General features: G+C 71.3%; 20 protein-coding genes. 9 read left to right on the top strand and 11 right to left on the bottom strand.

Annotated elements, in window-relative coordinates; genetic code table 11:
• Positions 1-137: 137 nt before the first annotated feature.
• Both pcaB and ACIHIX_RS39005 read right to left on the bottom strand, forming a co-directional pair.
• Positions 138-1568, bottom strand: coding sequence for a 3-carboxy-cis,cis-muconate cycloisomerase (pcaB, locus tag ACIHIX_RS39010; RefSeq protein WP_399964918.1), 1431 nt, complete (start codon positions 1566-1568; stop codon positions 138-140).
• Complete coding sequence (locus ACIHIX_RS39005; RefSeq protein WP_399964916.1) at positions 1565-3550, bottom strand: FAD/NAD(P)-binding protein; 1986 nt, start codon at positions 3548-3550, stop codon at positions 1565-1567. The genes pcaB and ACIHIX_RS39005 overlap by 4 nt, the downstream gene beginning before the upstream one ends.
• Positions 3551-4104: 554 nt before the next feature.
• Between ACIHIX_RS39005 and ACIHIX_RS39000 the strand changes: the two genes are divergently transcribed.
• From ACIHIX_RS39000 to ACIHIX_RS38960, 9 genes are all read left to right on the top strand, one after another.
• Entirely contained in the window at positions 4105-4731 is a 627-nt protein-coding gene (locus ACIHIX_RS39000) for a hypothetical protein (protein WP_399964914.1), read from the top strand.
• A complete protein-coding gene (locus tag ACIHIX_RS38995; RefSeq protein ID WP_109499984.1) occupies positions 4728-4925 on the top strand; it encodes a hypothetical protein in 198 nt (65 codons plus the stop codon). Before ACIHIX_RS39000 ends, ACIHIX_RS38995 begins: the two co-directional genes overlap by 4 nt.
• A gap of 92 nt (positions 4926-5017) precedes the next feature.
• Positions 5018-5971 carry a mevalonate kinase gene (mvk, locus tag ACIHIX_RS38990; RefSeq protein ID WP_399964912.1) on the top strand — a complete coding sequence of 318 codons (954 nt, stop codon included), beginning with the start codon at positions 5018-5020 and terminating at the stop codon, positions 5969-5971.
• Complete coding sequence (gene mvaD / locus ACIHIX_RS38985; RefSeq protein ID WP_399964910.1) at positions 5961-7016, top strand: diphosphomevalonate decarboxylase; 1056 nt, start codon at positions 5961-5963, stop codon at positions 7014-7016. Before mvk ends, mvaD begins: the two co-directional genes overlap by 11 nt.
• Complete coding sequence (locus ACIHIX_RS38980) at positions 7016-8122, top strand: phosphomevalonate kinase (RefSeq protein ID WP_399964908.1); 1107 nt, start codon at positions 7016-7018, stop codon at positions 8120-8122. The genes mvaD and ACIHIX_RS38980 overlap by 1 nt, the downstream gene beginning before the upstream one ends.
• Positions 8119-9213, top strand: coding sequence for a type 2 isopentenyl-diphosphate Delta-isomerase (fni, locus tag ACIHIX_RS38975; RefSeq protein WP_399964906.1), 1095 nt, complete (start codon positions 8119-8121; stop codon positions 9211-9213). Before ACIHIX_RS38980 ends, fni begins: the two co-directional genes overlap by 4 nt.
• Entirely contained in the window at positions 9210-10271 is a 1062-nt protein-coding gene (locus tag ACIHIX_RS38970) for a hydroxymethylglutaryl-CoA reductase (protein WP_331728975.1), read from the top strand. The genes fni and ACIHIX_RS38970 overlap by 4 nt, the downstream gene beginning before the upstream one ends.
• A gap of 3 nt (positions 10272-10274) precedes the next feature.
• A complete protein-coding gene (locus ACIHIX_RS38965) occupies positions 10275-11444 on the top strand; it encodes a hydroxymethylglutaryl-CoA synthase (protein ID WP_331728979.1) in 1170 nt (389 codons plus the stop codon).
• 187 nt (positions 11445-11631) lie between these two features.
• A complete protein-coding gene (locus ACIHIX_RS38960; protein ID WP_399964904.1) occupies positions 11632-12609 on the top strand; it encodes a 3-oxoacyl-ACP synthase III family protein in 978 nt (325 codons plus the stop codon).
• A 43-nt stretch (positions 12610-12652) separates the two neighbouring features.
• Here the strand turns inward: ACIHIX_RS38960 and ACIHIX_RS38955 are convergent, their stop codons facing one another.
• From ACIHIX_RS38955 to ACIHIX_RS38915, 9 genes are all read right to left on the bottom strand, one after another.
• Positions 12653-12991, bottom strand: a complete 339-nt coding sequence (locus ACIHIX_RS38955) for a DUF6059 family protein (RefSeq protein WP_399964902.1) — start codon at positions 12989-12991, stop codon at positions 12653-12655.
• 75 nt (positions 12992-13066) lie between these two features.
• The gene (locus ACIHIX_RS38950; RefSeq protein WP_399964900.1) at positions 13067-13195 is read right to left on the bottom strand and encodes a hypothetical protein; all 129 of its coding nucleotides are present in this window, start codon (positions 13193-13195) and stop codon (positions 13067-13069) included.
• Positions 13196-13245: 50 nt separating this feature from the next.
• Positions 13246-14136 carry a methylenetetrahydrofolate reductase [NAD(P)H] gene (gene metF, locus ACIHIX_RS38945; RefSeq protein ID WP_329344774.1) on the bottom strand — a complete coding sequence of 297 codons (891 nt, stop codon included), beginning with the start codon at positions 14134-14136 and terminating at the stop codon, positions 13246-13248.
• A complete protein-coding gene (metH, locus tag ACIHIX_RS38940; protein WP_399964898.1) occupies positions 14133-17645 on the bottom strand; it encodes a methionine synthase in 3513 nt (1170 codons plus the stop codon). Before metH ends, metF begins: the two co-directional genes overlap by 4 nt.
• Positions 17642-18625, bottom strand: a complete 984-nt coding sequence (locus ACIHIX_RS38935) for a carbohydrate kinase family protein (protein ID WP_399964896.1) — start codon at positions 18623-18625, stop codon at positions 17642-17644. Before ACIHIX_RS38935 ends, metH begins: the two co-directional genes overlap by 4 nt.
• Before the next feature lie 52 nt (positions 18626-18677).
• Positions 18678-19889: a methionine adenosyltransferase gene (gene metK / locus ACIHIX_RS38930; protein ID WP_399964894.1), complete on the bottom strand. Its 1212-nt coding sequence runs from the start codon at positions 19887-19889 to the stop codon at positions 18678-18680.
• A 154-nt stretch (positions 19890-20043) separates the two neighbouring features.
• On the bottom strand, positions 20044-23622 hold the full coding sequence (locus ACIHIX_RS38925) for a condensation domain-containing protein (protein WP_399964892.1): 3579 nt from the start codon (positions 23620-23622) through the stop codon (positions 20044-20046).
• 393 nt (positions 23623-24015) lie between these two features.
• On the bottom strand, positions 24016-24969 hold the full coding sequence (locus ACIHIX_RS38920; RefSeq protein WP_399964890.1) for an aromatase/cyclase: 954 nt from the start codon (positions 24967-24969) through the stop codon (positions 24016-24018).
• A 285-nt stretch (positions 24970-25254) separates the two neighbouring features.
• The gene (locus ACIHIX_RS38915) at positions 25255-26004 is read right to left on the bottom strand and encodes a thioesterase II family protein (protein WP_399964889.1); all 750 of its coding nucleotides are present in this window, start codon (positions 26002-26004) and stop codon (positions 25255-25257) included.
• Between the last annotated feature and the right edge of the window lie 524 nt (positions 26005-26528).

Below are 26528 nucleotides of genomic sequence, written 5' to 3'. Positions count from 1 at the left end.
GCGGGAGCCGACGCGACCAGGTTCGACGGCGGCTCAAGTGGCATTCGAGGGGGGCTTGAGGCGGGGCGCTGATATCGCGGTGCACCGATGGTGCGTACGGCGTCGCCCGCGCCGTACGCACCATCTCGTTCCCGCCGTCAGGGCGACGGGGTCGGGGCGTGGGCCGGGGTCGTCAGGGCCCGGTCCACGAGCGGGCCGGCGAGGCCGGTGTAGCCGGCCGGGTCGAGGAGTGCGGTCGCCTCCTCTCGGGTGAGGAGGCCGGCGAGCTGGGGCAGGTCGGCCAGGACGTCGGCCAAGGGAAGCCCGGTGCGGGAGGCCAGCATCGAGGCCTGGGTGAGCAGTTCCTTCGCCGCCGTCTTGCCCAGGCGCGGCGCGAGAACCGCCGAGACACGTTCGGAGACGAGCTGTCCGCCGGTCGCGGCGAGGTTGGCCCGCATCCGCTCCGGGCGCACCAGGAGCCCGCGGGCGAGTTCGACGGCCGTGTGCGCGGCGCCTCCGGTCAGCCGCAGGGCCTCGCGCAGGGGCTGCCATTCCGCGTGCCACATCCCGGCCGACCGTTCGTCCTCGGTGGGCAGGGCCTGGAGCAATACGGTGGCCAGCGCGGGGACCTGGAGCGCGGCCGAGCGGATCAGGGTGGCGAGCACGGGGTTGCGTTTGTGCGGCATCGCCGAGGAGACGCCGCGTCCGGTGACCGCGGGTTCGGCGACCTCGCCGACCTCGGTGCGGGTCAGGACCAGCACATCGGCGGCGATCTTGCCGAGGGCGCCGGTGGTGTGGGCGAGCGCCGCGCCGAGGTCGGCGACGGGGGTGCGCAGGGCGTGCCAGGGCAGGGCGGGTTCGGCCAGACCGGTCTCGTCGGCGAAGGCGGCGCCGAGTTCGTCGAGCACGGTCGCGGGGTCAGCGCCCTCACCGGCGTACTGGAGGTAGCCGGCGAGGGTGCCGGCCGCGCCACCCAGCGCGACCGGCAGCTCGATCCGTTCCAGGCGCTCGACGGAGTCGAGGACCAGTTGGCGCCAGCCGGCCGCCTTGAGCCCGAAGGTGGTGGGTACGGCGTGCAGGGCCAGGGTGCGGCCCGCGGTCACCGTGTCCCGGTGGGCGGCGGCGAGGCGGCCCAGGGCGTCGGCGACCGAGCGCAGATCGCGGACGATCAGCCGCAGCGCCCGTTGGGCCACCAGCATCGCGCCGGTGTCGAAGACGTCCTGGCTGGTGGAGCCGCGATGGACGTACTCGGCGGCCTGCGGGGAGTGTTCGGCGACGACCGCGGTGAGCGCCTTGACCAGGCCCACGACCGGGTTCGCGGTCTCCCGCGCGGCCAGGGCCAGTTCGCGTACGTCCAGCAGGTCGGCGCGGGCCGCGGCGGTGATGGCCGCGGCGGCCTGGGCGGGGACGGTGCCGCAGCGGGCCTGGGCGCGGGCCAGGCCCGCCTCCGCGTCGAGCATCGCCTGGAGCCAGGCACCGTCCCCGACGGCCGCCTCGGCCTCGGTGCCCGCCCGGACCGGGGAGAGGAGCCCCGCGTCCAGGTGGGCGGAGAGGGTGTGCGCGCGGGAGGTCTCATAGGGGGGCGTCATGCGATCGCCTTCGTGTGAGGTGCGGCGGCCAGGGTCACCGTGGCTGACTCCCCTGTGTGCGCGGGCAGTGCGGGCTGGGCCAGGACCGCCGCCGCGATGGCGTCCGAGTCCTCCAGGGTGACCGAGCCGACGCCCGGCCGGATGCCCGCGGCGGTCACCCAGTGCACCGACTCGGTGGGCACGCCGTACGCGAACCGCCGTGGATGCGGGGCGCCTTGGGCGTCGAGGAGGTGGTAGGGCCGCTCGGACACCGCCAGGCCGCCGGTCTCATGAGCGCTGCCCTGGCCGGGGATGCGGAACGGCTGACACTGGCCGGTGTCCAGCAGCCGGCTCATCAGCGGGTCCGCGGTGCGCCTCAGGTCGATCTCGGGCAGCCGTGCCTCGATGAGGACGGTGGCCCGGATCGACACGTCCGGTATCGCGGTCGACGTGGCGGTGAAGCAGGGGCCCAGCGGGTCGTCGCCGTCGGCGGTGACGCGCAGGCCGGGGCCGGTCACGTCGAGGATGCCGGCGTCCATGAGCGCGGCCATCTCCTCGATGCGGGAGGCGGGCGGGCCGATGGAGAGATAGGCGTTGAGCGGGGTGTACCAGCCGTCGAGGTGGTCCCGGTGGGACTCGGCGGTCAGGCCCGCGTGGTCGACGGCGAGCCGCAGCTCGTTGCGCAGGTCCCGCAGGACGTCGAGGGCGGCCTTGACGGGCCCGCTGACGTTGCCCTGCCGGGCCAGGCGCACGTCGTCGTCGAGGTGCCCGCGCAGCCAGGCCCGGAAGGCGGCCCGGTCGGTGAAGACGCGATCGCCGTAGGGGCGGGCTATGAGCTCCCAGTCCCAGCGTTCGGCGGCCGGGACCTCGATGGCGTCCAGGAGGTGGTCCTCCTCGGGGCCGGGTTCGGCGTGCAGATAGGCCTCGACGAAGGTGTCGACGGCGGCCGTGGCCGCACCGCGTGCGGTGAGCAGTGCCGCGTAGTAGACGCCGCACACCTCCTTGGACACCAGCGGCCACAGGTCGGCGGCGAAGTCGATCGCGCCGCTGTGCGGGGCGCGGGCGCGCAGTTCGGCGATGTAGCCGGTGGTCAGCAGCCGGGGGTGGTGGCGGCCGTGGGCGCCCTTCTCGTTCTCGCCGCGCGCCTGGTAGGGCACGCCGCGCCGGGAGCCGGCGTACAGCCTGGGTTCGCGGCCGGAGGGCCGGTAGACCAGGCGGCCGTCGACGCGGGTGAAGACGCCGCCCCTGCCGTAGGTGAACAGGGCGAGGTAGTCGAAGAAGTTGAGCCCGAGTCCGCGCAACAGCACGGGTTCGCCGGGGCCGATGCCGGAGAGGTCGACGTCGGCCGGGTTGGACGGAGCGAGGTAGATCAGGCCGTTGCGCTCCGCGTAGGCCGTCAACCCCGCTTCCGTGTCGGAGAGTCGGACCGGGACATGGCCCTGGGCGAGGACGACGGCGGACAGGCCGGTGAGCCGGGTGCCGTCCTCCAGGACGACGGTCTGCGGGCCCGTCCGCACGGTCTCGTCCTCAAGAGCGACCGCGCGCACCGGGTGCGTCAGCACCGTCACATGGGCGGCGGCGTCGGCGACGACCTGCTGGAACGCCCAGGTGAGATAGGAGCCGTAGAGGGCCCGGGTGGGGTAGCTGTCGGGGCCGAGGCGGGCGGCCTCGGCGAGGGCGGCCTCGTCGTAGCCGCACTCCGCGCCGGGCTCCAGGGTGCTGGAGGCCAGGGCCTTGGCCCATTCGTACAGGCTCGGCCCCTCGTCCAGCGGGCCGTCGATGCGGACGCTGGCGTCGGTGTAGACCGTGACCTGCGAGGCGACGGTGTTCATCAGCAGATGCCGGGACTGCGTCGGACGCCACACCCGTCCCGCGCCCGGGGGGTCCGGGTCGACGACGTGGACGGTGACGGCATCCCAGCGCGGCGATTTCCGCTCCTGGGCACAGAGCCGTTCCAGTACGGAAAGGCCACGCGGCCCGGCGCCGACGAGACAGACCTTCAAGTGACCGGTACCTCCGCTCTCGACGGGCAGGACAGGGTCGCGCTGGTCCAGACGGCCGGCCGGGACCGGGTCCCCCGGAACCCTCGGACCGGCCACCGACGTGCGCGGCCTTGCGGTGAGTCCGACGCTTACTGCGCGTTCGCCTGCATGCGTACCGTCCACAGCGCCTCCTTTCTCCGCAACGGTCGGGGCAGTCGCTCAACCAATGCTTAGATCCCGGTTGAACCCCGCTTGAGAAAACGGAAGCCGGTCTCCTGATCAGGTCTGTCCCGGCTTCCTGGCGAGCCGCGAAGAAGGCTGTATCGGGACTCCAGCAGGCCTCGGTCAGCCCTCGGTACGTTCGTCGAAAAGCGTCACCGATTCCGCTTCGGACGGAATCGCACCGACTCTCCGGGGATATGGATGGGAATCTGGAGTTCCCCTGAAGAAGCAATGGTCCGCGAGCGCCCCACGCGCACGCGGGAGTTGGGAAATCGACGGGGGTACGGGACATGGAAAACACATGGGATTTCACGGAGGTCGCGGACGGCGAGCCGCCTCGTGAGGGAGATTCGATGAACACCGACCCGTGCCCCAGGAGCCACGACGACGAGCGGCGCGCCGGCACCGGGTCACTGCTGTGCGCCGACTGCCTGGGTCAGGTGGAGCGCGATCTGCGCGCGCTGCCCGGGCTGCACCAGGAGAGCCTGCACCATGTGTCGCCGACGCCGCGACGCACCAACCCGACGAAGGTGTCGGGCAGTGCGCGGCGGGACTACCTGAACATCTCGGTGCTGGATGCCCGGCACAACCTCCTCGAGACTCTCGTTTCCTGGTCGGAGATCGTCGTGGAGCAGCGGGGAGTCCCGGCTCCGGCGCATTCCGTTCCGCAGCTGTCGAGGTTTCTGGCACGGCATCTGGAGTGGCTCGCGGCGCAGCCGCCGGCCGCCGATTTCGTGGACGAGATCGAGGGCCTCGTCGCCGAGTTGCGCGGCACGATCGACCCCGATCCCAGCAGTGTGAACGCCCTCGTCCGACAGTGCGCCATGGACGACTGCGAAGGAACGATGAGGCCCGCGCTGAATGGCGGGGTCACCGGTAACGGCAGCATCGAATGCTCGGCCGGACATTCCTGGGAAATGCACGAATGGCTGAACCTGAGGCGGCTCATGGAGCAGCAGCGAAAGGGTGTCACCGCATGATGAAACCGCCACGTCACCGGCTTGTCCCCACGAATGTGGCGGCACTCGCCGTGGGGGTGTCCGAGGCGACCATCCGCAAATGGGTGAGCCGCGGGAAGATCACCCGCTACGGCGCGCCGAACTGCCGCTCGGAATTCGACATCGACGAGCTGACGGAGATCGCCCTGCAGCGCCGTCCGCGCACCTGCCCGTGAACGCCGCAACGCAGAAACGACAAGGGGAGCTGAGTGGGTTGACACTACCGACCTCATTGGAAGGAGTGCCGGGAAGCCGCCGGGCTCGCTCCGTGGGCATCGGCCGCGCCCATGCCAAGGCCATCCTGCTGGGAGAGCACGCGGTCGTGTACGGGGCGCCGGCACTGGCGCTGCCGATTCCGCAGCTCACGGCCACGGCGAGCGCCGGATGGTCGACGCCGACCGGCGATGCGCAGGGCGAGTTGTCCTTCACCATGACCGGTTCCGCGTCCCGCGCGGTGGTGACGTGGGCCTCCGACGGTCTGCGTCAGCTGACCCATGCCTTCAAGGAGCGCATGGGCATCACCGGCACCCGGCACCTGGACGTGATTCTCGACGGTGCCATCCCGCTCGGTCGGGGGCTGGGTTCCAGCGCCGCGCACTCGCGGGCGATCGTCATGGCCCTGGCCGATCTCTTCGACCGTGAGCTGGACCGCAGTACGGCGTTCGAGCTGGTGCAGACGGCCGAGAACGTGGCGCACGGCCGGGCCAGCGGCGTGGACGCCATGGCGGTAGGCGCGGCGGCCCCACTGCGCTTCCAGGCGGGCCAGGCCCGGGATCTGACCGTGGGCTGCGAGGGCCTGTTCATCCTCGCGGACAGCGGTACGGCCGGCAGCACCAAGGAGGCCGTGCAGCTGTTGCGGTCCGGGTTCCAGCGGGAGGCCGGGGCCCAGGAGCGGTTCCTGCGCCGGGCGACCCGGCTCGTCGAGGCGGCCGAAGTGGCCCTCGCCGACGGCAGGTCGGAGCGGCTCGGGGCACTACTGACGGCGTACCACGAGCTGATGCGGGCCGCCGGGCTGAGCACCGACCGGATCGACGCGATGGTCGAGGGCGCGCTGAAGGCGGGCAGCCTCGGCGCCAAGATCACCGGCGGTGGCCTGGGCGGTTGTGTCCTCGCCCTGACCCAGCCGGAGCAGGCCCGCGAGGTCGCCCGGCAACTGCACGAGGCCGGCGCCGTCCAGACGTGGGTCGTGCCGCTGAGGAGGGTCGCCGACCATGCGCACTGACCAGCCGACCGTACGGACGGATCAGCAGACCGTACGTGCCAAACAGCCGGTCGCGACGGCCGTCGCGCACCCGAACATCGCGCTCATCAAGTACTGGGGCAAGAGCGACGAGAAGCTGTTCCTGCCCCGCACGGACAGCCTGTCGATGACCCTGTCCGTGTTCCCCACGACCACCCGCGTCCGGCTCGCCCCCGAGGCCGGTCAGGACACGGTCGTCTTCAACGGGCGGCCCGCGACCGGTGAGGCCGAGCGCCGCATCGTCGCGTTCCTGGACCTGGTCCGGGAGCGGGCGGGCAGCCCGCTGCGGGCCGTCGTCGACACCGAGAACACCGTGCCCACCGGGGCCGGACTCGCGTCCTCGGCCAGCGGGTTCGCCGCGCTGGCCGTCGCCGCGTCCGCCGCCTACGGGCTCGATCTGGACGCGCGGGGCCTGTCACGGCTGGCCCGGCGCGGTTCCGGCTCGGCCTCGCGGTCGATCTTCGGCGGCTTCGCCGTGTGGCACGCGGGCACGCCCACCGGCACCCCGCAGGAGGCGGACGCCAGCTCGTACGCCGAACCCGTGGACGCCGCCCGCCTGGACCCGGCGCTGGTCGTCGCGGTCGTCAACGCGGGCCCCAAGGAGGTGTCCAGCCGTACGGCGATGCGCCGCACCATGGACACCTCGCCGCTGTTCGAGCCGTGGGCGGAGTCCAGCAAGGCCGACCTCGTCGACATGCGGGCGGCGCTGGGGCGCGGTGACCTGGAGGCGGTCGGTGAGATCGCCGAACGCAACGCGCTCGGCATGCACGCCACGATGCTGGCGGCGCGCCCCGCGGTGCGGTACATGTCGCCGGCCTCGCTCACCGTCATCGACGGCGTGCTGCGACTGCGCCGGGACGGGGTTCCGGCGTACGTGACGATGGACGCCGGACCGAACGTCAAGGTGCTGTGCCGGCGCGCGGACACGGACCGGGTGGCGGCGATCGTACGCGAGGCCGCGGCGGGCGGTTCGGTGCACGTCGCCGTGCCCGGTCCGGGCGCCCGGCTGCTGGACGAGGGCGTGTGATGGCCGGTCAGCAGGCCGTGGTGCGGCGCGCGCCGGGCAAGTTGTTCGTCGCGGGCGAGTACGCGGTGGTCGAGCCCGGCAACCAGGCGATCCTGGTGGCCGTCGACCGGTACATCACCGTCACCGCGTCCGAGCCCGAAGCCGCCGACGCCGACGCCGATGTCGTCGTCGACTCCGACCTCGGCTCGCGGCCGGTGCGGCTGCGCCGGCACGGCGGCCGGCTGGCCGGGGGCGACGGGCGGATGCCGCATGTGGTGTCCGCGGTCGAGACCGTGACCGAGCTGCTCGGCGAACGCGGGCTGCCCGTACCGCCGTTGAAGGTGTCGATCAGCAGCACTCTGCACGAGCACGGCCGTAAGTACGGCCTGGGTTCCAGCGGCGCGGTGACGGTGGCGACCGTCGACGCGGTCTCGTCGTACTGCGGTCTGCGGCTGACGACCGAGGAGCGGTTCCGGCTGGCGCTGCTCGCCACCGCCCGTATCGAGCCCAAGGGTTCTGGCGGTGATCTCGCCGCCAGCACCTGGGGCGGCTGGATCGCCTACAGCGCCCCCGACCGGGCGCAGGTCCTCGACCTGGCCCGCGCCCGGGGCGTGGCGGAGGCGCTGCGGGCGCCCTGGCCCGGTTTCTCGGTACGCCGGCTGCCGGCACCGGCCGGGCTGTCCTTCCAGGTCGGCTGGACCAAGAGCCCCGCCTCGACCGAGGCGCTCGTCTCCGACCTGCACCGGCGCCGGACCTGGCGGGGCAGTGCCTCGCACCAGAAGTTCATCGAGACCACCGCCGACTTCGTCCAGGCCGCGGTCACCGCGCTGGAGGACGGCGACGGCCCCGCGCTGCTGCACGAGATCCGGCGGGCCCGGCAGGAGCTGGCCCGGCTGGACGACGAGGTCGGCCTCGGCATCTTCACGCCCGAACTGACCGCGCTGTGCGACGCGGCCGAAGCGGTCGGCGGCGCGGCCAAGCCCTCCGGGGCGGGCGGCGGCGACTGCGGTATCGCCCTGCTCGACGAGCGGGCCGCGCACGACATCTCGCAGGTACGTCAACGGTGGGCCGCGGCCGGGGTGCTGCCCCTGCCCCTGCGTCCCGCCCTGGAAGGGAACCAAGCATGAGTAGCGCTCAGCGCAAGGACGACCACGTCCGGCTCGCCATGGAGCAGCAGCACGCGCACAGCGGACGCAACCAGTTCGACGAGGTGTCGTTCGTGCACCACGCCCTGGCCGGCATCGACCGCCCGGACGTGTCCCTGGCCACGAGCTTCGCCGGCATCACCTGGCAGGCGCCGCTCTACATCAACGCGATGACCGGCGGCAGTGCCAAGACCGGTGCCATCAACCGGGACCTGGCCACGGCCGCCCGGGAGACCGGGGTGGCGATCGCGTCCGGTTCCATGCACGCCTACTTCAAGGACCCGTCCTGCGCGGAGACCTTCCGGGTGCTGCGCAGCGAGAACCCCGACGGGTTCGTGCTGGCGAACGTCAACGCGACGGCGTCGGTCGACAACGCGCGCCGCGCCATCGACCTCATCGAGGCGAACGCGCTGCAGATCCACCTCAACACGGCGCAGGAGACGCCCATGCCGGAGGGCGACCGCTCCTTCGGATCGTGGGCGGCGCAGATCGAGAGGATCGCGGCGGGCGTCGACGTCCCGGTGATCGTCAAGGAGGTCGGCAACGGTCTGAGCCGGCAGACGATCCTCGCGCTGCCCAACCTGGGTGTGCGGGTCGCGGACGTCAGTGGCCGCGGCGGCACGGACTTCGCCCGGATCGAGAACGGCCGGCGTGAGCTCGCCGACTACGCGTTCCTGCACAACTGGGGCCAGTCCACGGTCGCCTGCCTTCTCGACGCGCAGGACGTCGGCATTCCCGTGCTGGCCTCCGGCGGGGTCCGCAACCCGCTGGACGTGACCCGCGCCCTCGCCCTCGGCGCCCGTGCCGTCGGCTCCTCGGGCGGGTTCCTGCGGACCCTGGTCGACGGTGGGGTCTCCGCGCTCGTCGCGCAGATCTCCACCTGGCTCGACCAGCTGGCCGCCCTCCAGACCATGCTCGGCGCGCGCACGCCCGCCGAACTCGCCCACTGCGACCTGCTGATCCACGGCGAGCTCCGCGACTTCTGTGTCGACCGGGGCATCGACACCCGGCAATTCGCCCAGCGCTCCAGCTCCATCGACGCCCTCACCGAGATGACAGGAAGCTCACGATGACCGAAGCACACGCGATCGCCGGCGTCCCCATGCGCTGGGTCGGCCCCCTGCGCATCTCGGGGAACGTCGCCACCACCGAGACCCAGGTTCCGCTGGCCACCTACGAGTCGCCGCTGTGGCCGTCCGTCGGCCGCGGCGCGAAGGTGTCCCGGCTGGCCGAGAAGGGGATCGTCGCCACCCTCGTCGACGAGCGGATGACCCGCTCGGTCCTCGTCGAGGCCGTGGACGCCCAGACCGCCCTGACGGCCGCGCGGACCATCGAGGCCCGTATCGACGAGCTGCGCGAGGTGGTGCGCGGTTGCAGCAGGTTCGCGCAGCTCATCGGCATCCGGCACGAGATCAACGCCAACCTGCTGTTCATCCGCTTCGAGTTCACCACCGGCGACGCCTCGGGCCACAACATGGCGACCCTGGCCTCCGACGCCCTGCTCGCCCACCTTCTCAAGACGATCCCGGGCATCTCCTACGGCTCGATCTCCGGCAACTACTGCACGGACAAGAAGGCCACCGCCATCAACGGCATCCTCGGCCGCGGCAAGAACGTCGTCACCGAGATCCTCATCCCGCGTGACGTGGTGAGCGACGTGCTGCACACCACGGCCGGGAAGATCGTCGAGCTGAACATCCGCAAGAACCTGCTCGGCACCCTCCTCGCCGGCGGCATCCGCTCGGCCAACGCCCACTACGCCAACATGCTGCTCGCGTTCTACCTGGCCACCGGCCAGGACGCGGCCAACATCATCGAGGGATCGCAGGGCGTCGTGATGGCCGAGGACCGCGACGGCGACCTCTACTTCGCCTGCACCCTGCCGAACCTGATCGTCGGCACGGTCGGCAACGGCAAGGGTCTCGGCTTCGTGGAGACGAACCTGACCCGGCTCGGCTGCCGGGCCGAGGCCGCGCCCGGCGAGAACGCCCGCCGCCTCGCCGTCCTCGCGGCGGCCACGGTGCTGTGCGGCGAACTCTCGCTGCTCGCGGCGCAGACCAACCCCGGTGAGCTCATGCGCGCACACGTCCAGCTGGAACGCGACAACAAGACCGCAAAGGTTGGTGTCTAGGTCATGTCCCTCTCCATAGGAATCCACGATCTGTCGTTCGCCACGGGCGAGTTCGTGCTGCCGCACACCGCGCTCGCCGACTACAACGGCACCGAGATCGGCAAGTACCACGTCGGCATCGGCCAGCACTCGATGAGCATCCCCGCCGCCGACGAGGACATCGTGACCCTCGCCGCGACGGCCGCCGCGCCGATCATCGCCCGGCACGGCAGCGAGCGTATCCGCACGGTCGTCTTCGCCACCGAGTCCTCGATCGACCAGGCGAAGTCGGCGGGCGTGTACGTCCACTCGCTGCTCGGACTGCCCTCGGCGACCCGTGTCGTCGAGCTGAAGCAGGCCTGCTACGGCGCCACGGCCGCCCTCCAGTTCGCCATCGGCCTGGTGCAGCGCGACCCCGCCCAGCAGGTCCTGGTGATCGCCAGTGACGTCTCCAAGTACGAGCTCGACAGCCCCGGCGAGGCGACGCAGGGCGCGGCGGCCGTGGCCATGCTGGTCAGCCTCGACCCGGCCCTGGTGCGCATCGAGGACCCCTCGGGCCTGTTCACCGCCGACGTCATGGACTTCTGGCGGCCCAACTACCTCAACACCGCGCTGGTCGACGGCCACGAGTCCATCAACGCCTACCTCCAGGCCGTCGAGGGCACCTGGAAGGACTACAGCGAGCAGGGTGGCCGCGGCCTGGAGGAGTTCGCCGCGTTCTGCTACCACCAGCCGTTCACGAAGATGGCCTTCAAGGCCCACCGCCACCTGCTGAACTACTGCGGCCAGGACACCGACAAGGACGCCATCGCGCAGGCCATCGGCCTGACCACGGCCTACAACACGGTGGTCGGCAACAGCTACACGGCCTCCGTGTACCTGGGCCTGTCGGCGCTGCTCGACCAGTCCGACGACCTGACCGGCAAGTCCATCGGCTTCCTCAGCTACGGCTCCGGCAGCGTCGCCGAGTTCTTCGCCGGTACGGTCGTCGCCGGCTACCGCGACCAGCTGCGCACCGAGGCGAACCACGAGGCCATCAACCGGCGCAAGCCGGTCGACTACGCCGGCTACCGCGACCTGCACGAGCGGTCGTTCCCCACGGACGGGGGCGACTACGCCACGGAGGAGCAGACCACGGGGCCGTTCCGGCTGGCCGGGATCAGCGGTCACAAGCGGATCTACCAAGCGCGCTGAGCGTTCGACTGCGGCGCCGTGGGGGCTGGTCGCGCCCACGCGGCGGAGCCGCAAATCGATACAGCCCGCGCCCCTGGGGCGTTGCCCGACCGGAGTCGTTTTCGTGCGGGCAGCCCCCGGGGCGCCCGCACGATCCGGTCCCACATTCGCACAGTTATTCGAACATCACTTGAGGGGCGGCACTCGCATGCAGGATGTCAGGATCATCGGTACGGGTGCCTACGTACCGGACCGGATCGTCTCCAACGACGAAGTCGGCGCACCGGCCGGAGTCGACAGCGACTGGATCATCACCAAGACGGCCTTCCGTGAACGGCGTTGGGCCGCCGACGACGAGGCCACGTCGGACCTGGCGACCGCCGCGGCGCGCGCCGCGCTGGAGTCGGCGGGCATCACGGCCGCGCAGTTGTCCGTGATCGTGGTCGCCACGTCGACCCCCGACCGGCCCCAACCCCCCACCGCCTCCTATGTCCAGCGCAACCTCGGTGCCACCGGCGCTGCCGCCTTCGACGTCAACGCCGTCTGCTCCGGTGAGGTGTTCGCCCTGTCGGCGGCGGAGAACCTGCTGGCCCGCAAGGGCGGCCACGCCCTCGTCATAGGCGCCGACATCTACTCCCGCATCCTCAACCCCGCCGACCGCAGGACGGTCGTGCTGTTCGGCGACGGAGCCGGCGCCATCGTCCTCGGACAAGGCGAGAGCGGGCCGCGGATCAGGCACCTGGACCTGCACACCTTCGGTGAGCTCTCCGACCTGATCAAGGTCCCCGGCGGCGGCAGCCGCGCCCCCCTGACGGCCGAGGCCCTTGAGGAGGGCCAGCAGTACTTCACCATGGACGGCCGGGGCGTACGCCGCTTCGTCGCCGACCATGTCCCGCAGCTGGTCAAGCAGTTCCTGCACGAGGCCGGTGTCGTCCCCGACGACATCCGTCACTTCATCCCGCACCAGGCCAACGGCGTCATGCTCGACGACCTGTTCACCGAGCTGGCCCTGCCGAACGCCACCATGCACAAGACCCTGGAGACCTACGCCAACACCGGCGCCGCCTCCATCCCCATCACCCTCGACGCAGCGCACCGAGCAGGCGCCCTGCACCGGGGTGACCTGATCCTCCTCGCCGGCTTCGGCGGCGGCATGGCCGCAGGGCTCGCCCTCATCGAATGGTGAGCCAGGAGCAATGAGTCAGGAACGGTGAGTCAGGAACGGTGAGTCAGTTGGTGTCGCGGACGCGCTGTTCGTAACCGGGCCACAAATCCCGGGCGAGCAGCCGTTCCTGCGCCGTCAGCGGCAGATCAGCACGCAGTCGCTCGGGGTGGGCGGGCGGTGGCCCACCGACCCCCGGCGGCAGCACCAGGAACCGTCGCCAGAGCTGACCCGCGAGGAAACCGCGGGAGCCGGCGGCGGGATCAGCCATGTCCTGGCCGTGGCCCTGGTCCTGGGGCGTTCCGGTGCCGAGATGCATGGCTCCGAAGGCCGCCAGGGACCGCCAGAGCGGCCACAGGCAGCGGTTCCTCAACCATCGCGCACCGCCGCGCAGCAGACCGTCCATGTCCGCACCCCCTCCGCATCGCCGCTCGTCGGAAACTGCCAACGCCCACTCGTGGACCGGTGGAGCAGGGTGGCGTCAGTCGATGCCGCGTACGACGTGGGGCTCCCAGGAGTCGTCCTCGTCGATGCCCGCGAGCCGGATCGGCGGGGCGAGGACGTGGATGTCCTGGGACTGTCTGCCGTCTTCCTCCGGAGTGTCGTACACCTGCGCCTCCTGCTGGACTCTGTTCGGCTCGGTCGGTCGTGCCGTGGACCTCACGCGGTGACGCGGGTCGCCGCCAGCACGTTGCGGTGGATGTCCAGGGCCGCCGTGGACTTGTTGAGGGTGATGTAGTGCAGGCCGGGGGCGCCCTCGGCGAGGAGCCGCTCGGCCATCGCGGTGGCGTACTCGACGCCGATGCGGTGGCCGTCCGCCGGGTTGTCGCGGACGGCGTCCAGGCGGTGGGCGAGGTCCTCGGGGAAGGCGGCGCCGCTGAGTTCGGCGAAGCGGGCGATCTGGCGTACGTCGGTGGCCGGCATGATCTCCGGAATGACCGGGGTGTCGCAGCCGGCCGCGGCGACCCGGTCGCGCAGCCGCAGGTAGTCCTCGACGTGGAAGAACATCTGGGTCACCGCGTAGTCGGCGCCCGCCTTGCACTTGGCGACGAAGTGCCGGATGTCGGACTCCCAGTCGGCCGAGCGCGGATGCCGCTCGGGAAAGGCCGCCACCCCGACGCTGAACTCCCCCGACTCCTTGACCAGACGCACCAGTTCATGGGCGTGGGTGAAGCCTTCGGGGTGGGCGATCCAGGGCGCGTTGGGGTCGCCGGGCGGGTCACCGCGCAGGGCGAGGACGTCCCGGACGCCGGCGTCGGCGTACTGGCCGATGATGTGCCGCAACTCCGACACCGAGTGCCCGACCGCGGTCAGATGGGCGACGGGGCGCAGGGTCGTCTCGGTCGCGATCCGCTTGGTCACCTCGACGGTACGGTCCCGGGAGGAGCCGCCGGCTCCGTAGGTGACCGAGACGAAGGTCGGGGCCAGCGGTTCGATCCGGCGGATCGCCTCCCACAGCGTCCGCTCGCCCTTGGGTGTCTTCGGCGGAAAGAACTCGAAGGAGAACGACGGGGTTCCCCGGTCGAGCAGGTCGCGCAGGGTCGTCGTCACTCCCGGCCTCCGGCGTTGAAGTAGCTGGCTTCGGGGTGGTGCAGGACGATGGCGTCCGTGGACTGCTCGGGGTGCAGCTGGAACTCCTCGGACAGATGGACGCCGATGCGCTCCGGCCGGAGCAGGGCGGCGATCTTGGCGCGGTCCTCCAGGTCGGGGCAGGCCGGGTAGCCGAAGGAGTAGCGGCAGCCCTGGTACTCGGTGCGGAACATGCCGTCCAGCGAGCCCGGGTCACCCCCGGCGATACCGAGCTCGCCGCGCACGCGTGCGTGCCAGTACTCGGCGAGGGCCTCGGCCAACTGGACGGACAGGCCGTGCAGTTCGAGGTAGTCGCGGTAGGCGTTCGCCTCGAAGAGCCGGGCCGTCTCCTCCCCGATCCGGGAGCCGACGGTGACGACCTGAAGCCCGACGACGTCGGTCTCCCCCGACTCCTCCGAACGGAAGAAGTCGGCCAGACACAGCCGACGGCCACGGCGCTGCCGCGGGAACGCGAAACGGGTCAGCTCGGACCCGTTCTCGTCCAGCAGGATCAGGTCCTCGCCCTTGGACACACAGCGGAAGTAGCCGTGCACGACGGCGGCCTCAAGGAGGTTCTCCGTCTGAAGCCGGTCGAGCAGCCCGCGCAGCCGCGGCCGCCCCTCGGTCTCCACGAGCTCCTCATAGGTGGGCCCGTCACCCTTGCGCGCCTGCTTCAGCCCCCACTGCCCCTTGAACAGAGCGGCCTCGTCCAGCCAGGAGGCGTACTCCTTGAGCTGGATGCCCTTGACGACCCGGGTGCCCCAGAAGGGCGGCGCGGGGACGGGATTGTCGACGGCGACATCGGAACGCCCCCCTTCTTCAGGACTGTCCGGACTCTCCTTGACGACGACGGCACTCGCGACGGGCTTGACCCGGCGCTGCTTGAGCTCCGGCAGGACAGCCCCCGGCACGCCCCGCTTCACACCGATCAGCGCGTCCATCAGCCGCAGACCCTCGAACGCGTCCCGGGCGTAACGGACTTCACCCTCGTAGATCTCGTGCAGGTCCTGCTCGACATACGCCCGGGTCAGCGCCGCACCCCCCAGGATGACCGGGTAATCAGCGGCCATGCCCCGGGAGTTGAGCTCCTCCAGGTTCTCCTTCATGATCACCGTGGACTTCACCAACAGTCCCGACATACCGATCACATCGGCCCGGTGCTCCTCGGCCGCCTCCAAAATCGCCGAGACCGGCTGCTTGATGCCCAGGTTGACCACGTTGTAGCCGTTGTTCGACAAGATGATGTCGACCAGGTTCTTACCGATGTCATGAACATCCCCGCGGACCGTGGCCAGCACGATCGTGCCCTTGCCCTCCGCGTCCGACTTCTCCATGTGCGGTTCGAGATAGGCGACCGCCGACTTCATCACCTCGGCCGACTGCAACACGAACGGCAACTGCATCTGCCCCGACCCGAACAGCTCACCGACGACCTTCATACCGTCCAGGAGCGTGTTGTTGACGATGTCGAGAGCGGGCGAGTCCTGGAGGGCCTCTTCGAGGTCGGCCTCCAGGCCGTTCTTCTCGCCGTCGATGATCCGCCGCTTCAGCCGCTCCTCCAGCGGCAGTGCGGCCAGTTCCTCGGCCTTGCCCGCCTTCAACGACTTCGCGGTCGCGCCCTCGAACAGCGCCATCAGCTTCTGGAGCGGGTCATAGCCCTCGGCGCGACGGTCGTAGATCAGATCGAGGGCCGTCCGCACCTCCTCCTCGCTGAACCGCGCGATCGGCAGGATCTTCGACGCGTGCACGATCGCCGAGTCCAGCCCCGCCTTCACACACTCGTCCAGGAAGACCGAGTTGAGCAGGATGCGGGCCGCCGGATTCAGACCGAAGGAGATGTTCGACAAACCCAGCGTCGTCTGCACATCCGGATGGCGCCGCTTGAGCTCACGGATCGCCTCAATCGTCGCGATACCGTCCTTGCGCGACTCCTCCTGACCGGTGCAGATCGTGAAGGTCAGGGTGTCGATGAGGATGTCCGACTCGTGGATGCCCCAGTTCCCGGTCAGGTCGTCGATCAGCCGCTCGGCGATGGCGACCTTGGTCTCGGGGGTGCGGGCCTGGCCCTCCTCGTCGATGGTGAGTGCGATCAGCGCCGCCCCGTGCTCCTGGGCGAGCTTGGTGACCTTCGCGAAGCGGGACTCCGGGCCGTCGCCGTCCTCGTAGTTGACGGAGTTGATGACCGCACGGCCGCCCAGCTTCTCCAGGCCGGCCTGGATGACGTCGACCTCGGTCGAGTCCAGAACGATCGGCAGCGTCGACGCGGTCGCGAAGCGTCCGGCCAGCTCCTCCATGTCCGCCACACCGTCACGGCCGACGTAGTCCACACACAGGTCCAGCATGTGCGCGCCCTCACGGATCTGGTCCCGGGCCATCTCCACACAGTCGTCCCAGCGACCCTCCAGCATCGCCTCACGGAACTTCTTCGACCCGTTGGCATTCGTCCGCTCACCGATCGCCATGTACGCCGTGTCCTGACGGAACGGCACCGTCTGGTACAGCGAGGCCGCGCCCGGCTCGGGACGCGGTTCCCGCTCCCCCGGAGCCATGCCCCGTACCCGCTCGACGATCTGACGCAGGTGCTCAGGCGTCGTACCGCAGCAGCCGCCGACCAGGGACAGGCCGTAGTCCCGTACGAAGTTCTCCTGGGCGTCCGCCAACTCCGAAGGGGCCAGCGGGTAGTGGGCGCCGTCCTTGGTCAGGACCGGCAGGCCGGCGTTGGGCATGCAGGAGAGCGGGATGCGGGAGTGGCGGGCGAGGTAGCGCAGGTGCTCGCTCATCTCGGCGGGGCCGGTCGCGCAGTTGAGGCCGATCATGTCGATACCGAGCGGCTCCAGCGCGGTGAGCGCGGCGCCGATCTCGGAGCCGAGCAGCATGGTGCCGGTCGACTCCACCGTCACCGACACGATCAGTGGCACGTCCAGGCCGAGCGCTTCGAGGCCGCGGCGGGCGCCGAGGACGGCGGCCTTGGTCTGGAGCAGGTCCTGGGTGGTCTCCACGAGCAGCGCGTCGGCGCCGCCGGCGATGAGGCCCTCGGCGTTCCGCTGGTAGGCGTCGCGCAGGAGGGTGTAGGGGGCGTGGCCGAGAGTGGGCAGCTTGGTGCCGGGGCCCATGGAGCCCAGGACCCAGCGCTGACGACCGTCGCCTGCCGTGTACACGTCGGCGGTCTCGCGGGCCACGCGGGCGCCGGCCTCGGACAGTTCATGGACGCGCTCAGGGATGTCGTACTCGCCGAGGGCCGCGTGGTTCGCGCCGAAGGTGTTGGTCTCCACGCAGTCGACGCCGGCGTCGAAGTACTCCGCGTGGACGGAGCGGACGATGTCCGGGCGGGTGACGTTGAGGATCTCGTTACAGCCTTCGAGGTTCTCGAAGTCCTCAAGGGTCGGGTCCTGCGCCTGGAGCATGGTTCCCATGGCTCCGTCGGCGACGACCACGCGGGTGGCGAGCGCCTCGCGGAGGGCGGCGATGCGGGCGTTGTGGGGGGCGGTCATGACAGGTCGCCGAGGACGGAGGCGAGCGGCTGGGCCGCGTCGGGGCCGTAGGTGCGCTCGACGATGCCGGTCAGCTGCGCCCGGTCGATCTCGTACGACTGCGAGCCGACCGCGCCGAGGACGACGGAGGCCAGCGCACAGCCGAGTCGGGCCGCGGACTCCAGCGGGGCGCCCTGGCCGACGGCGGCCAGGAAGCCGACGCGGAAGGCGTCGCCGACGCCGGTCGGGTCGGCGGTCGGGGCGTCGGGGACGGCGGGGACGACGAGGGGTGCCTGGCCGAGGCGTTCGAGGCGTACGCCCTTCTCGCCCAGGGTGGTGACCCAGGTGCCGACGGTCGCGAGGACGTCGGCGCGGCTCCAGCCGGTGCGCTCCTTGAGCAGCGCGGCCTCGTACTCGTTGGTGAAGAGCCAGGTGGCGCCGTCGACGAGGTCACGGACCTGGGGGCCGTCGAGGCGGGCCAGTTGCTGTGAGGGGTCGGCCGCGAAGGGGATGCCGAGGTCGCGGCATTCCGCGGTGTGGCGCAGCATCGCCGCCGGGTCGTCGGGCGAGATGAGGACGAGGCCGGGGCGGTCGGGTCCGGTGACGAGCGGGCGCAGGTCGATGTCGGACGCCTCGGCCATCGCGCCCGCGTAGAAGGCGGCGATCTGGTTGGTGTCCTCGTCGGTGATGCACATGAAGCGGGCGGTCTGCCGTTCCGCGGAGACGTGCACGCCCCCGGTGTCGACGCCGTGCTCCTTCAGCCACAGCTCGTACTCGGCGAAGTCCGTGCCCACCGCTCCGATCAGCAGGGGTGCGAGGCCGAGGCCGCCGAGCCCGAAGGCGATGTTCGCGGCGACACCGCCCCGGCGCACCTCAAGTCGGTCGACGAGGAAGGAGAGCGAGACGTGGGCGAGCTGCTCGGGCAGCAGCTGGTCCGCGATCCGTCCGGGGAAGACCATCAGGTGGTCGGTGGCTATCGATCCTGTCACCGCGATGCGCACGGGCACTCCTTGGGTCGCTTCGGTCGCTGATCACCGGTGGTGGTCTGGTGCCCTAGCGGGCGTCGGCTGCGGTGCGCAGGGCGTCGGCGCGGTTGGTGTGTTCCCAGGTGAAGTCGGGGAGTTCGCGGCCGAAGTGGCCGTAGGCGGCGGTCTGGGTGTAGACCGGGCGCAGCAGGTCGAGGTCGCGGATGATGGCGGCGGGGCGCAGGTCGAACACGTCGGTGATGGCCTGCTCGATCGCTTCGACGGCGACGGTGTTGGTCCCGAAGGTCTCCACGAACAGCCCGACCGGTTCGGCCTTGCCGATCGCGTAGGCGACCTGCACCTCACACCGCTTGGCGAGTCCGGCCGCGACCACGTTCTTGGCGACCCAGCGCATGGCGTAGGCGGCCGAGCGGTCGACCTTGGAGGGGTCCTTGCCGGAGAACGCGCCACCACCATGGCGGGCCATCCCGCCGTAGGTGTCGATAATGATCTTCCGGCCGGTCAGGCCCGCATCACCCATCGGCCCGCCGATCTCGAACCGTCCCGTCGGGTTGACCAGCAGCCGATAACCCTCGGTCTCCAGCTTGATCCCGTCCACCGCGAGCTGAGCCAGCACCGGCTCCACGACATGCGTGCGGATGTCCGGAGTGAGCAGCGCGTCGAGGTCGATATCGGCCGCGTGCTGCGAGGAGACCACCACCGTGTCCAGACGGACCGGCCTGTCACCGTCGTACTCGATGGTCACCTGCGTCTTCCCGTCCGGGCGCAGATAAGGCACCGTGCCGTCCTTGCGCACCTGGGTCAGCCGGAAGGACAGCCGGTGGGCGAGTTCGATCGGCAGCGGCATCAGACTCGGCGTCTCATCGGAGGCGTAGCCGAACATCAAACCCTGGTCGCCGGCCCCCTGACGGTCCAGGAGATCCTCCTCACCCTCCACCCGTGACTCATAGGCGGTGTCGACACCCTGGGCGATGTCCGGGGACTGCGCCCCAATCGACACCGACACCCCGCACGAGGCGCCGTCGAAGCCTTTGGCGGAGGAGTCGTAACCGATGTCGAGGATCGCCTCACGCACCAACTGGGCGATCGGGGCATACGCGGTGGTGGTCACCTCACCCGCGATATGCACCTGCCCCGTGGTGATCAGGGTCTCCACCGCGACCCGGGAGGCGGGGTCCTGGCCGAGCAGGGCGTCCAGGATCGTGTCGCTGATCCGGTCGGCGATCTTGTCGGGATGTCCCTCGGTCACGGACTCCGAGGTGAACAGACGACGGGACATGACACTCCAGTTGATTGCGGCCCAAGCACGGACGGCGTCACAGACCGGGCGAAGTGACCCGTGTCACGGCCACGATGGACGACGTCGAACGAGGAGCGCTTGAAGTGCGGCGGAACCGGGGTCGAGGGGCGGCCCATATGGAACTGACCAGGCACTACTGGGGATTGTCCGGTGTACCGGCGTTCCTCATCCCGGCGTTCTTGAGGGCGCGGGCGAGTTCGCGGGCGCGTTCCTGGTCGTCGGCGGAGACTCCGGCGACCACGACCCTCGCTCGGGGGCCGCCGTCGGCCGCGATGCGTCGGGCGAGGTCGCAGGCGAGGCCGCCGGCGCCGGAGAAGCCGCCCAGCAGGAGGTGGCGGCCGGTTCCGTGGGCGGCGAGGGCGGCGTGGGCGCTGTCGGCGTCGGTGGTGAGCACCAGCAGCTCGTCGGAGCCGGTGTAGGCGCGGGACAGCAGGTCGTAGCAGGTCGCCGGGGTGCCTGGCGGTGGGATGAGGCAGATCGTGCCCGACGCCTCGCGCCGTGCCGCGCGCAGGGTGACCAGCGGGGCGCTCCGGCCGGGGCCGGGGGGCTCGGTCATGCGGGGTACGGTCCTGCCCTCCAGAAGGCTCAGGATCTCCGCGACGGTGGTGGACTCCCCTGTTCTGGAAGGGAGTTCGCGCAGCAGTGTGGCGCTCTGCACCAGCAGTTCGGCTGCCGCCTCCTCGTCGAGTACGTCGCGGTCGTGGACGCGGGTGAGGACGAGGCGGCCCGAGCTGTCGTGGTGGGCGAGCAGCCCGATGGGCAGCACGGAGCGGGCGGGTACGGTGCCGGGGAACTCGGCCTTGATGCCGTGGGCGGCGAGTTCGGCCTCCAGGCCCTTCACCGGGTGCGGCAGGTCCTCGAAGACGATGACGGTGTCGGCGTGTCCGACGCCGGGCGCGTGCTGGTCGTGGGTGCGGAACCAGCCGACGGGAACCCATTCGTAGGCGGCCATGTCCAGGGCGCGGTCGCGCAGTTGGCGCAGCAGGTTGGGGATGGTGCCGGCCGGGTCCACCTCGACGGACATCGGCAGGGCGTTGCGCAGCGGCCCCAGCATGCGGGCGGCGCCGTCGAGGGGTATGCCGCGTCCGGGGGCGGTCACGGCGAAGCAGACGGGGGCGGGGCCGCCGGTCGCGTCGGAGGCGCGGTAGATGAGCATCGCCCAGACGGCCTGGAGGACCGTGCTCTCGGCGATGCCCCAGCGGCCCGCCCACAGCGCCAGACGGATGGTTTCTGCAGGGGTCAGCCGGAGCCGGGCCCGGCCCACGCCGGGCAGTGCCGCGGTGCCTCGGACGGAGCGGCCCGGCCTGGAGGCGGCGGCGTCGGGCGGTGTGGAGCGCGCCCAGAAGTCCTGGGTGGTCTCCGGGTCCTGGGCGGCGATCCAGGCAGCGTAGTCCCGTAGGTCGGGGCGGCGTTCGCCGCCGGGCAGGCTGCCGCCGGCGAGGTAGGCGCGGTAGAACTCGCGCAGCAGGATGTGGGCGCTCCAGTTGTCGAGCAGTGCCCGGTGATAGGTGAGCACGATCCGGGTGGGGGTGGAGGGGGCGCCGGTGCGGTGGCTCCCGTCCGTCTCCAGCAGGGTGAGGCGCAGGGCTCCGGGGCAGCGCAGGTCGAAGCCGCGCAGCCGGTCGCGCTCCAGGAGCGGGGACCAGTCGTCGCCGCGGTGGACGCGGCGGGTGATCTCGGGGGCGACCCGGCTGTGGACCATGAGCTGGGGTTCGGGGCCGCCGGTGAACGCGGTGCGCAGCACGGTCTCGCAGTCGAAGACGGCCTGCCAGGCGGCGGTGAAGCGCTCCAGGTCCAGCGGGCCGTGCCAGACCCATACGACCTGCTCGACGTGGCGGCCGGTGCCGGGCTGTCCGTCGCCGCCCAGGTACAGCGCCGCCTGTTGGGGGGTGGCGCGGAAGACGGACGGGATCGGGGCGTCGGGAGCCTCGGCCAGCTCCGCCAGCACTTCGCGCAGCAGGTCGCCGAGGGCGGCCACGGTGGTGTCGGTGATGCCGTCGGCCGGGTCGGGGATCCAGTCGAGGCCGAAGTGCAGCTTGCCGTCGGCGATGTGGGCGCATGCGTGCAGTCGGTGCGAGGCGCTGCGCGCGGTGCTGCCGCCGTTGTCGCGGTCGATCGGGCCCCCGGGGACCGGGCGGGCGGCGGGCGGCAGCAGTTCGTCCGAGCCGTGCAGGGTCAAGCAGACCTGGGCGGGCGGCAGTTCGCGCAGAGTGGTGCGCAGCAGTGGGTCGGGGCTCCACTCCCGACAGGCCCCGAACCCGGCGCCGCCCGGTGCGTGTCCGGCGGCGGCCGCCAAGGGGCCCGCCACTGCGGCCAGTTGTCCCAGGGTGGTGAGGCCGCGGTCCAGGGTGAGATGGACGGGGTGCACATCGGTGAGGCGGCCGACATGGCGACGTAGACCTGGGTGACCGGTGCGCGGGTCGCTGCGGACGTCGAAGGTGACGTCGTCGGTGTGCTGCCAGCGGGCCAGGGCCAGCGCGAACACACCGGTCAGCACCTGTCCGACGGTCAGTGCGAGCCGCTGGGCCAGGCCGTGGGTGATCCGCTCGGTGGCCGCCTCGGGCAGGGCGAAGCCGGTACGTCGTACGTCGATCGGTCCCGCGTCGGGCACGTCTCCGGCCGGCCCGGCATCGGGCACCACCCCGACCGGTCCCACCTCGGGCACGGCCCCGGCCGGCCCGGCGTCCCGCGTCTCCGGCAAGGCCGTGTCCGCCGCCTCGACGGTGTCGTTCGCGCGGGCCACATGGGCGGAGGTGCGGGAGTCGCCGCCCCCGGTCCTGCGCTCGGCGACGGTCGACCAGTGGCGCATCTCGGCGGGATCGCGGGCCAGTTCGCGCAGTTCGGTGACCCAGTCGGTCAGCCCGCCCGGCGCGCGTCCCGGCCGCCGTACCGGAACGTTCGCCGTCACCGTTTCCAGGGCGGTGAGGAAGTCGTCGGCGACGATCCGCCAAGAGGCGGCGTCCACCGCGAGTTCATGGGCGACCAGGACCAGCCGGTCGGCACGCTCCCCCGCCGGGCGGCGGTCCCGGGCGAGCAGGGCCCGCAACTGGACGCCTGCGTACGCGTCGAGACCGCGGCCGACGGAGTCGACGGCGGCGCTGAAGCCGGCCTCGTCGGTGAACTCGCCCTCCACCAGCAGCCCTTGCTCGACCGAGATCGAGGACGAGGACGGGGACGGGGACAGGGACGGGGACGAAGTTCCTTCCCGGCCCACGGCCGTGACCGCGCCATGTCCGCTCAGCCGCCTGCCCCTGCTGTCCAGGCGGAAGCCCAGCTGCGGATGGGCCGCCAGAACGGCGTGCAGTGCCTCGCGTACCGTGTCCGTGTCCAGCGGGCCGCCGGGTTCGAGGTGGATCGCCTCGTAGCGGGGGCCGCCGCCGGATGTGAGGGCGGCGCACTGGGCGGGTGTGAGGGGATGGTCGGCGGCAGACCGCTCGGTGAGCAGGTCGGCGAGACGGCCCACCACGAAGGCGGCGGTCGCGTCCTCGGCCGGGGTGAACCGGAGCGTGTGGTGGTCGGGGCCGTGCCGCAGCAGCCGGTGCTGCCGGTCGGCCCGGTCGGGGTCGCCGTCGGCGAGCTCACCCAGGACGCCCGCCAGCACGGCATCGTCGAGCGGCCCGCGCAACTCGAGGTCCCACGGGGTGTCGTGCGGGACGGGTCCGGGGTCCACGACCACGGACATCACCGCGTGCGAGGAGCGAGGAACAGTCATACGCGTCCAGGGACATGCGCTCCGCCGTGACCGGCGCGGTCCCCTCTCTCCTCTCGGTAGCTGGTGGATGAGCTGCTGGTGGCGCTCACTCAGCTCTTGCGGGAGCCGGGCGCCGTGCCTAGGACGAGCCGCCTGCGGCCCCGGTGGGGGCCGGCCGTAAGGAGTGCGTACGACGTCGGCGGCACCGGCCGGGACGGACGGGGCCCGGAGCCCTGCCGTACTGCCTCGCTTCCATGACCCCTCCTGGTCCGCCGGAATCGACAACGGTCGTGCTCAGCACGCTAAGGGCAGCAGGCGCCCGGCGTCCGATTTCCCAAGCGGGTGTGGAGCGCTGCCCGAGTCCGGCAGAGGTCATCCGTGAGCCCGGCCCCCCGTTTCGCGCTCACACGCCGGTCACAGCATGCGGACAGCGCTCTCCGCGTGCGTCTTGGCGTGGGCGAGCAGGACGCGGCTGTTGCGGCCGAGCACCTCGCGCACATGCCGGCGGGCGTCGGCGAGGGTCGCCTGCTCGCCCAGTACGTCGGCGATCTGTTCCTCGCTCAAGACGACGTTGTGCTGCGCGGTGACCGTGACGCCTCGCTCGTCCGGGACGACCGACCACTCGCCGGTGTGGGCCTCAAGGAGGGGCAGCGGAGCCGTCTGCTTGTAGACGATGCGTTCGGCGTGCGGGAAGCAGATCCGTACCGAGGACGTGGTGTGGGTGCCGTACTCGGTACACGTCCGCATGGTCATGTGCTGCACACCGGGGACGGTCTCGGTGAGGTCCACCTGCTGGACGTGAGGTGCCAGGTCGGGCCAGTCGCCGGCCCGGTAGAGGAAGTCGTAGACGAGTTCGGCGGGGCCCTTGATGTGGACCGTGTCCTCGAAGGACAGGACGAGTTCGTCCAGCCGCGTCCAGCGCTCGGCGAACGCCTTGAGGTCGGCGAGCTGGGCACGGGAGTGGGCATCGGTGGCCCGCTGCGCCCACTCCAGGTCGTCGGGTGAGTCGGCGCCGACGCTGTAGTCGTAGCGCAGTTCGAGCTCGCTGTCGTGCGGGCCGTCCGGGCGCGCGCTCAGGATGCCGCCCGCGGTGCGGAAGGGGGGTGCGGCGATCTCCTGCCAGAACTCCATGCGGCGTGCCACGGGGTCCAGGTGCCGCTGCGAGGTCCACGCCTTGACCTGACCGTCGAGGAGGGTCCAGGTCCGCATCCGCTCTCTTACGCCGTCGAATTCCAGTTGTTCCACATGGATGATCGAGGAGAAATAGAGCGGCCAGCTCGGCGCGTCGGCCATCAGCGCGTAGGCCACGCCGGCAGGTGCGGATGCGTGCACTGTGCGCGCCCTCTTGTCCGCATGCTCAGCAATCATTTGAGCTCCCCTCCTCCTATAGCGCCGACGGGAACATGAACGGGGTTTGTGGCGGCCGTCCGAAGACCGTCCAGAAGACCATTCGGAATGCCGTTCAGAATGACCTTCGGAATGACCTTCGGAATGATCCTCGGAATGGTCTTCGGAAGACCGCTCGGAGATGAACAGAGTCCGGGTCGATCCGGGCGCGACCGGGTGGTGGTCGGCCCTCACCGACGTGTATTTCTGGAATTCAGGGGGTGGGCGGGCGTCGTATGCCCGCGCCGGTTGTCCGCATGTACTCGCTCAGCCGACCGGCACGCTCTCCCGGGCGAGGCGGCCGGTGACCCGGCAGGCGCGGCCCAGCAGGCGGGGCAGTTCACGGCCGCGTGCGAAGAAGTGGTGCTGGGGGACGGTGCGGAGCCAGGAGGGCCCGTCGGTCCACTGCCGCCAGCCGTCCGCGATCGTGGGCGGCGCCAGCGGGTTGCCCTGTGAGGCGACGATCAGCATCGGGGTGGTGAGCGGTCCGGCCGGAGAGGGTGTGGCGGCCGCGTCCTCGAGGGACTGGGCGAGCTCCAGGTCGGCGCGGAGCACGGGCAGCATCGCGTGCAGCCAGATGCCCTCGTCGCTGGTGGGCGGCACGGCCCCGTTGGCGCTCAGGGCGTCGAGCAGCTCGGCGTCCGTCGCGGTGCGGGCGTCCGGCAGGGCAGGGGCCATGCGGGGCGGCGGGCAGGCGGCGAGGGCGAGAAGCGCCGGGCCGGGCAGGCCTGCCTCGTGCAGGACGCGGGTGACGCTGAAGGCGACCATCGCGCCGAGGCCGTGTCCGTAGAGGACGTACGGGCCGGGGTCCGGGTCGGTGAACCGGGGCAGTACGTCGGCGAGCAGGGCCTCGTACGCGGTTGTACGACTGTCGGATCGGTGGCGTGGTCCGCCCGGCGCGGGGACCGGAACCACCTCCACTCCGGGGCCGATGTTCTCCGCCCAGTGGTCGAAGACGGAGACGCCTCCTCCGGAGTGCGCGAAACAGTGCAGGCGCACCGGCCGTTCGTCCGACATGACATCCTCCTCTACCCCGACCTGCGTCGCACGGGGTGGGATTCGAGGATTGCCGGACCCCCTCAAGTGCTGCTTGAACCTGATCGGAGGCCCACGACCGACCACCGCCCGCCCCGCGCGCCCTCTTGAACCGACGCCCTACCTCACGTCCCGGCCGGGACATTCGGATACCTGGGCCGCGAACGGTCACGGTGGTGGCCGGCTGCTGTGAACAGTGGGCGACCACAGTGACCGACCGTGGCGGCCTACCCGGCGGCCGACAAGGCGGCTGACCATCGCGGTAGTCCCCGGCGACCGACCCTCGCGCACCGAGGCCAGGTCACCCGGCCTCCTCAGCGAACCCGTGCCCGCATCCACCTCGTGGCCCGGCCCCACTACCGGATACCCAGCCGCGAGTTGCTGCGGGCCGCCAGCCGCAGTCGGCCCCCTGGCCGATCGCCGCGCCGAGGAAGCCGGGGCCAGATCACCCGGCCTCCTCGGCGAACCAGTGCCCGCATCCGCTTCCACGTCCGCCGGGCCGGCCG

It is taken from the genome of Streptomyces sp. NPDC051913, from assembly GCF_044593635.1.
Classification (GTDB): Bacteria; Actinomycetota; Actinomycetes; order Streptomycetales; family Streptomycetaceae; genus Streptomyces.
The sequence above is the reverse complement of the archived record's forward strand: the minus strand, read 5'-3'. Positions and strand labels throughout refer to the sequence as shown.

Coding starts and splice junctions, on each gene's coding strand:
- pcaB (WP_399964918.1), bottom strand. CDS start 1,568: ATGACGCCCCCCTATGAGACCTCCCGCGCGCACACCCTCTCCGCCCAC.
- ACIHIX_RS39000 (WP_399964914.1), top strand. CDS start 4,105: ATGAACACCGACCCGTGCCCCAGGAGCCACGACGACGAGCGGCGCGCC.
- ACIHIX_RS38995 (WP_109499984.1), top strand. CDS start 4,728: ATGATGAAACCGCCACGTCACCGGCTTGTCCCCACGAATGTGGCGGCA.
- mvaD (WP_399964910.1), top strand. CDS start 5,961: ATGCGCACTGACCAGCCGACCGTACGGACGGATCAGCAGACCGTACGT.
- ACIHIX_RS38980 (WP_399964908.1), top strand. CDS start 7,016: ATGGCCGGTCAGCAGGCCGTGGTGCGGCGCGCGCCGGGCAAGTTGTTC.
- fni (WP_399964906.1), top strand. CDS start 8,119: ATGAGTAGCGCTCAGCGCAAGGACGACCACGTCCGGCTCGCCATGGAG.
- ACIHIX_RS38970 (WP_331728975.1), top strand. CDS start 9,210: ATGACCGAAGCACACGCGATCGCCGGCGTCCCCATGCGCTGGGTCGGC.
- ACIHIX_RS38965 (WP_331728979.1), top strand. CDS start 10,275: ATGTCCCTCTCCATAGGAATCCACGATCTGTCGTTCGCCACGGGCGAG.
- ACIHIX_RS38960 (WP_399964904.1), top strand. CDS start 11,632: ATGCAGGATGTCAGGATCATCGGTACGGGTGCCTACGTACCGGACCGG.
- ACIHIX_RS38955 (WP_399964902.1), bottom strand. CDS start 12,991: ATGGACGGTCTGCTGCGCGGCGGTGCGCGATGGTTGAGGAACCGCTGC.
- metH (WP_399964898.1), bottom strand. CDS start 17,645: ATGACCGCCCCCCACAACGCCCGCATCGCCGCCCTCCGCGAGGCGCTC.
- metK (WP_399964894.1), bottom strand. CDS start 19,889: ATGTCCCGTCGTCTGTTCACCTCGGAGTCCGTGACCGAGGGACATCCC.
- ACIHIX_RS38925 (WP_399964892.1), bottom strand. CDS start 23,622: ATGACTGTTCCTCGCTCCTCGCACGCGGTGATGTCCGTGGTCGTGGAC.
- ACIHIX_RS38920 (WP_399964890.1), bottom strand. CDS start 24,969: ATGATTGCTGAGCATGCGGACAAGAGGGCGCGCACAGTGCACGCATCC.
- ACIHIX_RS38915 (WP_399964889.1), bottom strand. CDS start 26,004: ATGTCGGACGAACGGCCGGTGCGCCTGCACTGTTTCGCGCACTCCGGA.